This window comes from Bacillus sp. JKS001846 (assembly GCF_900176455.1).
GTDB classification, from domain to species: domain Bacteria; phylum Bacillota; class Bacilli; order Bacillales; family Bacillaceae_G; genus Bacillus_A; species Bacillus_A cereus.
This window is the reverse complement of record NZ_FWYG01000002.1, coordinates 366,503-379,587: the sequence shown is the minus strand read 5'-3', so window position 1 is coordinate 379,587 and position 13,085 is coordinate 366,503. Positions and strand designations below refer to the sequence as shown.

Below are 13,085 nucleotides of genomic sequence, written 5' to 3'. Positions count from 1 at the left end.
GACGGTAATAATAAAGTAATTAAAAAGTGAAAATATTTGTTTGGAAAATGCTGTTACTCACTTGCGATATTTACGTACCATGAAACAACTAATTACACTGTCTACAACTGACATTCTCTTTGATTTCGAATGCCTTACAAACAAAAAAATAGTACGAATGTTCGTATTAAGGTATAATTATAAATATCTTAAAATCAAAGGAGGTCTTGCCTTATGAGTCAAAGAATTTCCTACTATGATGTTGCACCTGATGGCATGAAAATTATGATGGATATGGAGAAATACACTAAGAAGTCTACAATTAATCGAATTACTAGAGAACTTATAAAGATTAGAGTCTCTCAAATTAACGGTTGTGCTTTCTGCATGGATATGCATACATCCGATGCTCGTAAGATAGGTGAAACCGAACAACGAATTTATTGCTTGAATGCTTGGAATGAATGTGATTTTTATACACCTGAAGAGAAAGTTGCTCTTGAACTATCTGAGTATATTACTCTAATTCCCACTAAAAGAGTTCCTGAAGACCTATATAAGCGAGTACGTGAACACTATGACGAGAAACAATATGTTGACCTTGTTCTGGTAATTAATCAAATCAACAGTTGGAATAGAATTTCTATTGCAATGGGAAATACAGCAACTAAAAAATAATTGCTCTCAACGAACGGTAAATAAGAATAAAATTAAAGGTGTTTAAAAATCACAATACAATTGTTTCATTTTTCTTTATTACGTAGTTATCATAAACTGTGACATAACCAAATTTTTGAAATTTATTTTTTCATCCTTTGTAGCTTTTATAATAATATCTTGAAATACGAAGGGACTGAACTATGCGCAGATATCAATATCTTGACCCCAAAATAAAAACATAATGGAGGTAAAAATATTGATTACAGAACTACAAACCGAAAGATTAGTTTTAAGAAAAATGAAAGCATCAGACTCAGCTAGCATGTTTACAATTTGGTCTGATCCAGAAGTTACAAAATTTATGAATATCAATAGTTTTATTGATGAAGGCCAAGCGGTAGATATGATTGAAATGCTTGATAAGTTATCTCGGGAAAACAGAGCTATTCGTTATTCAATAATTGAATTAGAATCAAATGAAATTATCGGTTCTTGTGGTTATAATTCATTGGATTTCAAAAACGCCAAAGCAGAAATTGGTTAAGATATTAGTAAAGCTTTTAGGGGTAAGGGATATGCGCCAGAAGCCATTCTCTCTTTAATGGATTATGCGTTTAGTACTTTAGAATTCAATAGAATAGAAGCAAAAGTTGAATCTGAAAACATCAATTCAATAAAAGTCTTACAAAAGTTAAACTTTACATTCGAAGGAACAATGAGAAAGTGTGAAAAATCTAATGAAAAGTTTATTGATCTAAGTATTTATTCAAAATTAATAACAGATTAACTTATATAACCTAGCCTACATTTCTTAAAATGTAGGCTATTAAATACCCTCAAAATGAAAAAAATACGTTATTTTTTCTGTTGAATCATAGGAAAGGATGGTGTTTTTTTGCACTAGAACCGATATTTGGACATTCTAGATAATATAAGATAATATTTATATAAAATTATATTGATATTATTAACGGTTTGGTGGTGTTTACAATGATTAAAGGTATTAAAAATATTGAAACTAAGGAACCCATAAAAATGTTTTTATTTGTTCCTTGTATTATTCTTTTATTTGATAATATTTATCATTACTTCATCCTTAGGAAGGATTTCTCGCTACAGAAATTTTTATTTGAATTAGTGTTTTTAGCTATTTTTATTTCATGCATTTTATATAACAAGTATTTACAAAAAAAGAATAAACAAGTGTTAACAAAATACATTTTTCTTGGTGTTAGTGTTATTTATCTTCTAACATACGACTTTATATTTACACGTAGTCCAAATACTTCTTTACATGTGCCTTATCTGGAAAGCTTCTTAGTAATTTCTTCACCTTTATTTTTAAGCATTCGTTTTCTTCTATGGGTGTCTATTTGTATGCTATGTAGATTTCTAATCGCTATTTATTATTTTCACGTTAACTATCCAATAAAATTAGTATTATTGTTTATAACAATCATTATTACGTCATTTTTTGTGTTTCTTTCACTGAAATTTTTAGTGCAAAAAATAAAAGTATCCTATGAAAGACAAATGAAAGAAACAGCTTTATCAGTAATGAGGATAATGGAATTAAAGGATCCATACACTAAAGGACATAGTGAACGTGTAGCAAATTATGCTACTATTCTTGCTAAGGAAACAAATGAATTTGATGATAAATCTTTAAAAAAATTTCATTTTATTTGTTTATTGCATGATATAGGGAAAATAGGTATTCCTGATGAAGTTTTAAATAAGGCGTCTTCTCTCACAGAAGAAGAATATAATATTATTAAGGCACATCCACAATTAGGATTAGAGGTTTTCAAAAATATATCTTTAATAAAAGGTAGTGAAGACATAATTCTTTCTCATCACGAAAGATGGGATGGAACTGGTTATCCTCAAAAATTAAAGGGAAATCAAATACCGTTATGTGCAAGAATTGTTGCGATAGCAGACGCATTTGACGCAATGACTTCTTCAAGAGCATATCGTTCGGCCTTATCGCCTGAAGAAGCTTATAAACGTATTGTAGAAGGATCCGGTACACAATTTGATCCATCAATAGTAGAAGTGTTCAAAAAGGTATTTCCCTTATGGAAAAAAATGATTCCAAAGTCTGGTAGTTAAAAATTCATGCTTCAGATTAATTCATATAAAAATTTAAAATGGTATTCTTTTACTATATACAGATAACGTTTTTAATTAGATAAAGTAAAGTTTTGGTGAATCAAGCCCTTTTATCAGTTCTTCATTCTCACGCTAGAGCTTTTTCGTTTTGTATTGAGGTACTATCATATCACTATCAAGTTAAGCCTGTGCAAAGTCAATTTTAGCTAGATTGTTTTTTCAAAAGGTAACTGAAGGCGATTAAAAGATTTGCAAACGCGCATAATACTAGGCATGTATTTGTCCCAACGGGACCATATCTGTAGGGGATTGCTATAGTAGATATATTTCGTATAAAAGATCATAAGTTTTCCAGATATTAGAATATTATTCGAGAGATTTCAAGTGAGATAACTAATAATATGTTTTAGAAAGAAGATATAGTTAATTATTTAGATTCAGTTAGAAAAAAGCACCTTTAAAATGGTGCTTTTTTTTCTAATTCGATTTAAATTGTTAAAGATATATAAGATGGAAAGGTATAGAGCACAAACAATTAATCAAATATTAGAAGATATTAAGAAAAAGTATGTAAATATAATTATATAGGGGAGTTTCAAATAAGTTTTAATTTATATTTTTAGCAACAAGATCAGGTTGAATGTTTAGTAATGAAACTACTTGCTGCATTGTAACATTTTGGAGGAATTCTTCCATTTTCTCCTGGGATTGAATAAGAATTAGTTCCAAAACCATGTGTATACGTGCACCAACAGGACACATTGGATTTGGGTTTTCATGAAAAAAGAATAATTTATTTTTCTCAACAACTTCTACTGCACGATATACATCTAATAAAGTAATAAATTGAGGAGCTTTAAATAAATGAGCTCCATTTTTCCCTTGTGAAACGTGAACAATTCCTGATTTTTTTAAGCACAATAATATCTTGCGAATTATTACTGGATTACAATTTACACTTTTCGCTAAAAAGCTTGAGCTACAAAGGTATGATGGATCGTTTTTTAATAAGCATAGAATATGCACTGCAATTGTAAAACGACTACTAATTTTCATAATTTAACACCACCTAGATGTAACCATTTTAGTTACATGTATAAGAGAAGTCAACATCTTCTTATGACATTTATTATATATTAACTCTACATATATGCAGCATTGAAAGATATATAAGAGGGGCCTGACAAGATAATGCAAGTTAATGCTTATATGTAATTATTGTTATCTTACAAAAATGTAATGTTTCTGGATTTCTTAATTGAAATTAAGGGATTAATATAAGTGTAAAAATATGAGGTGAATCAATTGAAAAAAATCATTTTACTTTTAGGTATTTTAACTGTATTTAGTAGTATGTTAGTTGGTTGTAATTTAAATCGTATTGGAACAGAAAAATATTATGTTCAAATCACTGTAGATGGAAAAGAGGAAGTTGCGAAATCTTCAGACGGTAAAATAATGGGGAAAAATTACACATATAAATTAGTGGGCTTTGATAAAGAAGGTAAAGAAAAAGAGTTAGAATTTTTCGCACAAAAGAATCTTCGTAAAGATGCTTTTCTTCTCGTATACTATTCTGAAGAAAAAGGTGTGAAATCTTGGGAAGAAGTGGAGAAGGATGATTTACCTGCAAAAGTAAAAGAAAAATTAAATGTAAAATAAAGAAAAGAGATAGAGGCCACGGATTCATATAGTGTAGTATCTATCTCCTTTTGTAAGGATAGCTTTTTATCATTTTAGCCAAGAAGACTCCTTCCTCAAGGAGCGTGAAGGGTCACAGCCCAGTGAGTAGGTGGGAGATGAATTGGCTTCGAACAAGGGATAGCAGTAAGCCATCTTAATTGTTCGACATATAGAAAGTATTACGCCACTACCTATCGAATGTACGTTTGGTGTATGATAGTCATATACCAAAATGGAGGTGAATCAAATAATGATTAATAAAGCCTATAAGTTTCGTATCTATCCAAATCAAGCACAAGCAATTCTAATCAACAAAACGATTGGGTGTTCTCGCTTTGTATTCAATCATTTCCTATCCTTATGGAATCACGCATACAAAGAGACAGGAAAAGGCTTGACCTATGGTATATGCTCTGCCAAACTACCTGCCATGAAGAAAGAGCTTGTTTGGCTAAAAGAAGTGGATAGTATTGCGATTCAGTCGTCTGTTCGCAACCTTGCGGATGCTTATACACGCTTTTTCAAAAAACAAAACAGCGCACCGCGCTTTAAATCTAAGAAGAACAACCTACAATCTTATACCACAAAACAAACAAATGAAAACATTGCCGTTATAGGGAACAAAATAAAGTTGCCGAAACTAGGCCTTGTTCGACTTGCCAAAAGTCGCGAAGTAGAGGGGCGTATTGTAAATGCTACAGTTAGACGGAACCCTTCTGGTAGATATTTTGTGTCACTATTAGTTGAAACAGAAGTACAAGAACTTCCGAAAACACATTCTTACATTGGAATAGATGTAGGACTAAGAGATTTCGCTATTTTGTCAGATGGAACACACTATGAAAATCCGAAGTTTTTCCGTTCATTAGAAGATAAGTTGGCGAAAGCACAGCGTGTTCTTTCTAGAAGAATGAAAGGATCTTCTCGCTGGAATAAACAACGAGTAAAGGTAGCTAGAATTCATGAATACATATCAAATACTAGAAAAGATTACTTGGACAAAATTTCAACTGAAATCATCAAAAACCACGATGTTATCGGTATAGAGGATTTGCAAGTATCGAATATGTTAAAGAATCATAAGTTAGCAAAAGTAATTAGTGAGGTATCTTGGTCGCAATTTCGATCAATGTTAGAATACAAAGCAAAATGGTATGGCAAACAAGTCATTGTCGTATCGAAAACATTTGCTTCCAGCCAATTATGTTCTTGTTGTGGATATCAAAATAAAGACGTTAAAAATCTAAACCTACGTGAATGGGACTGTCCTTCTTGTCGTACACACCATGATAGGGATATTAACGCAAGTATCAATCTAAAGAATGAAGCGATAAGGCTTCTAACCGCAAGGACTGCGGGGTTAGCCTAATCAATTAGAGTTCGATAGAACTCTTTACTTAGGAATCCCTCACTTCTAAACGAAGTGAAAGTGGGGGTAGTTCAAAACTAGAAATGTATTTTTCAAGTTATAAAAATACATAATAAAAGATTGTTTAATGGAGGAAGGGTATAACTATATGATTATTATGATATCTAATATTTTACTTTATTGAAAAGCCTGCACTATTAGTTCAATAATAAAGGTGAAAGATACATATAAGATAAAGTGATTTATTATATCCTATGCGATTTCTATACTTAAAGAAGAGAAAAAGATGAACGAAAAAACGATGAATAGAAAGAAAACTATAAAGTATAGTAGTAGCAAATAGAATTGTGACGGAATCATAAGTAGCATATTGTCCTAATGAAGGACATGTCTCAGGAGGAATAAGAATATGTATAAGGTTTTGATTGTTGATGGTGATGTAAACTTCACATCTGTATTAAAAATTTATTTAGAACAGGATCTTTGTAAAGTAGTAGCTGTTGATAATTTTGAAAAAGTTATGGAGTACTTAAACAACTTACATCCGCACCTAATATTATTAGGGGAAAAGTTAACTGTACTTGATGGTTTTTACTGGCTACAGAGAATTCGATCTAGATTTACTTGTCCAATTATATTTATTTCTAATTGTAAAAATGAAAAAGCACAAATTCGAGCCATTGAAGGCGGTGCGGATGATTGTATAATTCCTCCTTTGAATTGCAAGGTAATAGTGGCAAAAATAAAAAGATATTTACGTCGAACATATGGTGAATATATTTTAAACCCATTAGAACGCTTTATGGAGATAGGAGGATTTATATTTTATCCAGAGCGTTTACAGCTCCATTTTAAAACAAAGCAAGTTAATTTAACAAATAATGAAAGAATTATTATAGAACTCCTTTTTTCGCAATATCCACGTACTGTAGCACATAACGAGTTATCATCTGCAATTTCGAAGACTGAAAAATTCCTGAGTAAAAATACCTTATATAAAAATATTATACGAGTAAATAAAAAATTTGATATGTTAGGAGTTAGAAGGGTAATTAAAGTGGTAAGTAAAATAGGATATCGATTAAATATAAAGGAACATAGTTAGCAAATTTAGTTTTTATTAATTATTAGATATATTCTATAAAACAAAATATATTGAAATATAAGTATTCAAGATACGTCAAATATCTAACCCCAATCCTTTTGGGCTCTAGTTTAATATCTACTGATCATACTTTACATACAAATAGTGTGGATATTTCACAATTATAAGTTATACTTTATCAATCTATTTTGAGATGTATTTACAATTACAATGAAATACATCTCAAAATAAATTGAAAAGGAATGATTTTAGAAATGGTTGGAACGAAATATACTAGTTTTATGGGTAGACCACATATTTGGGGTATCCCTAGTAATGTAATATCTAACCCCAAAATACGAAAATCAGAAAAACAAGGACTTGATTTCAAAAATGAACCTTACACAAATGAAAAAAATGAGCTTTTAAAAGATAAGCAGTTATATGTAAGTTTAAAGTCAGAGTTTAGTTCTTTTACACAAACTCTTAAGAATTTAGCTACTTTTAAAGGTAATGAGAAAAAAGTAACAACATCACAAGATGGTTATATTAAGGTGAAGGCAAATCGTGATGCAATTGATGGAACATTTAATATAACAGTTAAACAACTTGCGGAGCATCACCAAATTGCTTCAAATCCTATTAATGTTGATGAAAAATTGAATGTAAATGATACTTTGAAAATTAGAGATAGGGATTTAACAATAACAAGTGATATGACGTATAAAGATTTAATTAATCGAATAAATGATGGAGAGTATGGGGTATCTGCTTATACACACGGCGGTAAAATTTTTATGAATGCTAAAAAAGTCGGTGAAGATAATAAAATTGAATTAAAAGATGGGACATCAGATTTATTTAAGAAGATGTTTTATACAAAAATAAAAACAGACCAAATAGATGAATCTGGTAATGAAAAACAGAAATATGTACTCAATACCATTAATACAGCGAAAGATGCAAAATATAGCCTCAATGGGATTGAAGGCTCCAGCACTAGTAACACAATTACGCCACTTCCTGGTGTAGAGATTGAATTACTAAAAGAAACGGAAGTAAGTACAAAGAATACCAATGTCAAAAGTAGTGAATTAAAATTCATAGTAAGTAATTCTGGTGTGTCAGATGCCACTAAACTAATAAAAAAAATGGTCACAGATTATAATCAAGTTGCTTCGTCCTTTGAAGATTTTACGGGACCGATGGGAGTTTTAAATGGGCATGCAATAATGAATGATATTTATCGAGAAATGCGGAATATAGTCGGATTTACGCAAGGTGGTAATACCTTATCTACTTATGGTATTCAATTCAAAGATGACGGAACAATGGTAATAGATGATAAGAAATTAACAAAAGCTTTGGAAGAACAGCCGGAGGGAGCAAAACAATTTTTCTTCAGTTCCAATGGATTAGGACATAAGATTGGAAAAGCATTTGAAGAACTTTTTGATAATGATAGTATTATTAGTGAAAGAATTAAAAACATCGACTCTCGTTTAAATGATTTAAATAAAGAGTTTCACTATATTGACTACTATAATAGCCAAAAACAGGATGAAAATATTCATAAATATCAAAGATTAGGAATTGCATACGCATTACTTAATACTCAAATGAACACAATGAAATCATGGTTGAAATAGAGTGAAAATATATATAAAGTTTGAAGGACAGTTTTAGTATTTTAAAATTCTAATAATCAGTTTATTTTATGAAGGATGGGTTGAATGAATGAGAAACTCTATAAAGAATTTGTAAATTCTATTTATGAACTTGGTGATTTAAAAATATCAGAAGGAGAATTTCAAAAGAAACAAGAACAATTCAATTACTGGCTTGTATCTTTGGAAGAAGAAAAAAGACAACAAGTAATAAAACAAATTATGCCTATAATTATGAAAGTTGCAGAGCATATTCAAGAAAAACAGCAAGCGTTTAAAGATATAATCTCTGTTAACGAAGGAATGATGAAAGCCAATTCACACTATGATAAATATTAAAACGAATAAGGAAATATTATTATTTAATTTGTATATAAGAAATACTAAATTTATGAATAAAATAAGATAAATATAATTTATCTTATTAGGAGGTGTTTCTGCTACATAAATAACTAAATCAGAGTTGAGTGTAGAGATTATAATATAATCAAAAAAACTGATATGGAGATCCCACTAAATTGCCATCAAGTCAAGAAATTGATTAAATTTATTGCTCCCCGAAATAAAAAAATGAGTTAAATTCTCATAAATAAATGTAATATAATAAAGATTTCGTTTTAGGAATACTTCAAAACGATAAAAATATGCTTCATTGCTACCAAAGATAAAAAATTCGTTCTGGGGTATTGAAAATTTTTATGTTGATGGCGATGTGGTGTTACCTCATCGCTATCAAGTTAAGATTTCGTACTCCCTATAAAGAGAAAAAGACGTTATCCCTTCTGGAGAATTATTGGAAAGGATGGCGTTTTTTTATGAATCTTTTGATTCTTGACGAACTTCAACTGATTGCTAAAGAATTATAACGACATATGTCTCCTCATACTCTAGAACACCTAGCCAAAGAAAAAGGATTTGTTCAACGAAAGAATAAATATCAAGCACAGGAGTTAGTTGCTTTATGCTTATGGCTTAGGTTTAGTCAACAGGCTGCAAGTACATCACTCACACAATTATGTAGCTTTCTTGAAGTATTTAAAGGTGTTCTTATCAGTCCCGAAGGACTTAATCAACGATTTAATGCTTCCACAGCACAGTTTCTTGAACAAGTGCTAGCTAAACTTCTAACTCAAAGAATTCATTCAACAAAAGAAATAATTCATCAATATACTGCGACCTTTAAGCACATTTGGATTCTAGATTCTACAACATTACAGCTTCCAGATAAGTTCTTCTCCACATTATCAAGGTTCAGGTGGAAGTAGCCATATAGCAGGAGTTAAAATTCAATTGGAGTATGACTTCTTGAGTGAAAAGTTTCTGCGCGTTTATATAGGAGAAGGAAGAGAAAATGATATAGCTTTTGGTTCGACCAGCATACAAACCGTTCAACCAAAGAACTTGTTTAGGCTATTTCGACTTACATGACTTATAGAAAATCCATGATAAAGAAGTTTACTATATCTCACGTTTGAAATTAAATTCTTGAATCTATCGTAAGAATGATAAGCCAGAATATTTTCGAAATGGAATCGTGAAGAAAGGAACACTCTATATTCGTTTAGATATGGAAGAACTCGTGAATCAATTGCTCCCTAGTCAAACAATGGAGATTTCAGAGGCATACATTGGATAGTATCAAAAATTACTAGCTCGTGTTATTATTCATCGATTAACAAAGGAACAAATAGAGAAGTGGTTGAAAGAACAAGCCCAAAAAATAAAAAAATTCACGTAAAAATAAACTTATATAAGCTTAGCTTTATGGGCATGGGGTACTTTCATTATTTGAATATATTTTAAGCCCTTTTCTGCATTTTATCTTTACATTAACATAGTAATATCTGTATATAATTACGCTAAATATATTTGTAATAGAAATAGTGAAAAAATCCATATTAGCTGAAAAATATAAGGATAATTCTTTCTACAAAATCAACTAATTAATGAGGGTGATAAAACATGCAAAGAAACATTTTAATTGTGGAAGATGAAGATATTTTACGTGAAATTGTAAAAGATTATTTACTAGATGATGGATATGAGGTGTTAGAAGCAACTGATGGAAAAGAAGCATTATCTATATTTGAAGAACATGAGGTGCATTTAATTATTCTAGATATTATGTTACCAGAATTAGATGGTTGGTCAGTTTGTAGACGGATTCGTAAGACATCTAATGTGCCAATTATTATGCTTACAGCTCGTGTGGATGAAGATGATACATTGCTTGGATTTGAACTAGGAGCGGATGATTATGTTACAAAGCCATACAGTCCACCAATTTTATTAGCAAGAGCAAAGCGGTTAATTGAAAGTCGATATTCTTCGGTCATTAGCGTAACCAATGAAGATGCATTAATGAATAGTGGTATCTATATACATTTTCCTTCACGTACCGTAACTTTAGATAAGGAAGCTATAAGTTTGACACACACAGAGTTTGAAATATTAACATATTTAATGCAAAATCAGGGAATTGTTATTACGAGAGAACAACTGATCACTAAAATATGGGGTTATGAATTTGCTGGGGATGATCGCACTATAAATAGTCATATTCGAAATTTACGCCATAAATTGGGGAAAAAGGCAAATCATATTGTAACAGTGGTAAGAGCTGGCTATAAATTTGAGGGAGACATATGAAAAAAGGAATTGTTTTAAAATTATTTGTATTAACAACAGCTTTATGCATGTTGATTTTAGCAACCATCTTTATTGGACAAACAATATTCTTTAAAGAGTATTATGCGAATAGAAAAATAAATGATATGAAAATAAGTATGAAATCTTTCGAAAAAAAATACTTGAATAGTGAAGGTAATGTACAAGCTATTCAAAAGCTAGAACAAGAATTTTATCAAGAAAATAATGCATTAATTACAATATTAGATAGTAATGCCAATTTAAAATATACAAATGATTTTTATGTGGAAGTGAAAGTGGATAATTCTGATGAGAATGATTTAAATAATAAGGTACTCACAATCCCTTTATATAATCTAATAAGTTTAGAAGATATTTCAAGCGAAAAATTACCAGTAGGGACAAGAATATATGGTTATGGAATAAATAAAAATTCTAATGTGGTTCCTTATGAGTTGGGAATAGAGAGAAGTGGATTACTTTGGGAAAATAAGCAAATGTCAATAAAAGTAGAAGAAATGCTTTCAAAAGAAAAAGTAAGATTAAATGAGATCCAAACGAAAGAGAAATCATCAATGTTCCCAAGTAAAGAAACTAATGAGATTAATAAGAATGATGCTCCTATAGTTTTCTTTAATGGGGAAATTACTAAAATTAAAATACCTGATAGAAATGAGACAGCAACTACAATTTATAAAAATGAATCATTTATGAGAAATATAAGAGAATTTCAAATGAATTTATTATTCAATGAAAGTAAAAATCATTATAATTCTTTACAGATGCTTGATTATAAGAAAAATGACATAAAATATAAAGTGTTAATATCGCCGATAAAAGAAAAAGATGGAGCAACAACATATATTTTCTTAATGGCATCCCTACAACCAGTTGATGAGGCTGTACAAATGGTAGAAGATTACTATGTATACATTTTTGCATTTGTAGTACTTCTTACTTTTCTAGCTTCTTTTTATTATTCCAAACAAATTGCAAAACCTTTATTACAAATAAACAATGCAACAAAAAAGATTGCAAACTTAGACTTTTCGGAAAAAATTCCAATTACATCAAAAGATGAAATCGGTGATTTATCAAAAAATATTAATACGCTCTCGAATACATTACATTTGCATATTAATCAATTGCATAAAGACATAGAGAAAGAAAAACAATTAGAGAATACCCGGAAGGAATTTATTGCAGGTGTATCCCATGAATTAAAAACACCTTTGAGCATTATGAAAAGTTGTATTTCGATTTTAAAAGATGGTGTCGCAATCCATAAAAAAGATTATTATTTTGAAGCAATGGCAAAAGAAGTAGACAAGATGGATGTGTTGATTGTTGATATGCTGCATTTGGCAAAATTCGAATCTGGAACATATAAAATGGATATGGATATTTTTTATATTGATCAATTAATCGAACAGATTTGTGAACAGTTATCTTTAGAAATAACAAAAAAGGAATTACAAGTCCATCAATGTCTTTCTAAAGTTGAGGTCATTGCCAATCGGCGTCGAATTGAACAAGTACTTACGAATTTTATTACAAATGCAATTCGTTATACACCAGAGAAAGAAAATATTGTGATTTCTACAATACAAGAGAATCATCGTGTAAAGGTATGTGTAGAAAATAAAGGTGCTCATATTCCGAAGGAACAACTAGAGAAGGTATGGGATAGATTTTATCGTGCAGATGCTGCTCGCCAACGTTCAAAAGGAGGAACCGGTTTAGGGCTGGCTATATCTAAAAATATTTTAGAACTACATGGCGTCGAATATGGTGTATGTAATACAAGAGATGGTGTATTATTCTTCTTCTATTTAAGTTCAAATAAAAAAAGTGAGTAGAAAGAATTTTTCTACTCGCT

General features: G+C 30.3%; 10 protein-coding genes and 2 pseudogenes. 11 read left to right on the top strand and 1 reads right to left on the bottom strand.

Annotated features, from left to right (window positions below):
• Positions 1-213 precede the first annotated feature (213 nt).
• The 3 genes and pseudogenes from B9A45_RS30815 to B9A45_RS30805 all read left to right on the top strand — a co-directional run bounded on the left by B9A45_RS30815 (position 214) and on the right by B9A45_RS30805 (position 2,754).
• A complete protein-coding gene (locus tag B9A45_RS30815) occupies positions 214-657 on the top strand; it encodes a carboxymuconolactone decarboxylase family protein (RefSeq protein WP_084065877.1) in 444 nt (147 codons plus the stop codon).
• A gap of 238 nt (positions 658-895) precedes the next feature.
• Positions 896-1,426 (top strand): annotated as a pseudogene (locus B9A45_RS30810) (GNAT family protein).
• A gap of 203 nt (positions 1,427-1,629) precedes the next feature.
• Positions 1,630-2,754: an HD-GYP domain-containing protein gene (locus B9A45_RS30805; protein WP_084065876.1), complete on the top strand. Its 1,125-nt coding sequence runs from the start codon at positions 1,630-1,632 to the stop codon at positions 2,752-2,754.
• 606 nt (positions 2,755-3,360) lie between these two features.
• Here B9A45_RS30805 and B9A45_RS30800 read toward each other — a convergent pair.
• Positions 3,361-3,810, bottom strand: coding sequence for an Rrf2 family transcriptional regulator (locus B9A45_RS30800; protein ID WP_084065875.1), 450 nt, complete (start codon positions 3,808-3,810; stop codon positions 3,361-3,363).
• A 240-nt stretch (positions 3,811-4,050) separates the two neighbouring features.
• Between B9A45_RS30800 and B9A45_RS30795 the strand changes: the two genes are divergently transcribed.
• From B9A45_RS30795 to B9A45_RS30755, 8 genes and pseudogenes are all read left to right on the top strand, one after another.
• Complete coding sequence (locus B9A45_RS30795; RefSeq protein WP_142263116.1) at positions 4,051-4,416, top strand: YxeA family protein; 366 nt, start codon at positions 4,051-4,053, stop codon at positions 4,414-4,416.
• Positions 4,417-4,687: 271 nt separating this feature from the next.
• On the top strand, positions 4,688-5,806 hold the full coding sequence (gene tnpB / locus B9A45_RS30790; RefSeq protein ID WP_084065873.1) for an IS200/IS605 family element RNA-guided endonuclease TnpB: 1,119 nt from the start codon (positions 4,688-4,690) through the stop codon (positions 5,804-5,806).
• Positions 5,807-6,215: 409 nt separating this feature from the next.
• Positions 6,216-6,911 (top strand): response regulator transcription factor, encoded by a 696-nt coding sequence (locus tag B9A45_RS30785; RefSeq protein WP_084065872.1) that lies wholly within the window; start codon positions 6,216-6,218, stop codon positions 6,909-6,911.
• A gap of 254 nt (positions 6,912-7,165) precedes the next feature.
• A complete protein-coding gene (locus tag B9A45_RS30780; protein ID WP_179135424.1) occupies positions 7,166-8,539 on the top strand; it encodes a flagellar hook-associated protein 2 in 1,374 nt (457 codons plus the stop codon).
• An 84-nt stretch (positions 8,540-8,623) separates the two neighbouring features.
• On the top strand, positions 8,624-8,896 hold the full coding sequence (locus B9A45_RS30775) for a flagellar biosynthesis protein FlgG (RefSeq protein WP_084065870.1): 273 nt from the start codon (positions 8,624-8,626) through the stop codon (positions 8,894-8,896).
• A 533-nt stretch (positions 8,897-9,429) separates the two neighbouring features.
• Positions 9,430-10,286 (top strand): annotated as a pseudogene (locus tag B9A45_RS33120) (IS4 family transposase); the annotation flags it as partial.
• Positions 10,287-10,519: 233 nt separating this feature from the next.
• On the top strand, positions 10,520-11,206 hold the full coding sequence (locus B9A45_RS30760) for a response regulator transcription factor (protein ID WP_084065868.1): 687 nt from the start codon (positions 10,520-10,522) through the stop codon (positions 11,204-11,206).
• Positions 11,203-13,065 (top strand): sensor histidine kinase, encoded by a 1,863-nt coding sequence (locus B9A45_RS30755; RefSeq protein ID WP_084065867.1) that lies wholly within the window; start codon positions 11,203-11,205, stop codon positions 13,063-13,065. Before B9A45_RS30760 ends, B9A45_RS30755 begins: the two co-directional genes overlap by 4 nt.
• Positions 13,066-13,085 lie beyond the last annotated feature (20 nt).

Bases quoted from the DNA above. Each gene is read 5' to 3' on its own strand.
- B9A45_RS30815 (WP_084065877.1), top strand. From the start codon at position 214: ATGAGTCAAAGAATTTCCTACTATGATGTTGCACCTGATGGCATGAAA.
- B9A45_RS30805 (WP_084065876.1), top strand. From the start codon at position 1,630: ATGATTAAAGGTATTAAAAATATTGAAACTAAGGAACCCATAAAAATG.
- B9A45_RS30800 (WP_084065875.1), bottom strand. From the start codon at position 3,810: ATGAAAATTAGTAGTCGTTTTACAATTGCAGTGCATATTCTATGCTTA.
- tnpB (WP_084065873.1), top strand. From the start codon at position 4,688: ATGATTAATAAAGCCTATAAGTTTCGTATCTATCCAAATCAAGCACAA.
- B9A45_RS30785 (WP_084065872.1), top strand. From the start codon at position 6,216: ATGTATAAGGTTTTGATTGTTGATGGTGATGTAAACTTCACATCTGTA.
- B9A45_RS30780 (WP_179135424.1), top strand. From the start codon at position 7,166: ATGGTTGGAACGAAATATACTAGTTTTATGGGTAGACCACATATTTGG.
- B9A45_RS30775 (WP_084065870.1), top strand. From the start codon at position 8,624: ATGAATGAGAAACTCTATAAAGAATTTGTAAATTCTATTTATGAACTT.
- B9A45_RS30760 (WP_084065868.1), top strand. From the start codon at position 10,520: ATGCAAAGAAACATTTTAATTGTGGAAGATGAAGATATTTTACGTGAA.
- B9A45_RS30755 (WP_084065867.1), top strand. From the start codon at position 11,203: ATGAAAAAAGGAATTGTTTTAAAATTATTTGTATTAACAACAGCTTTA.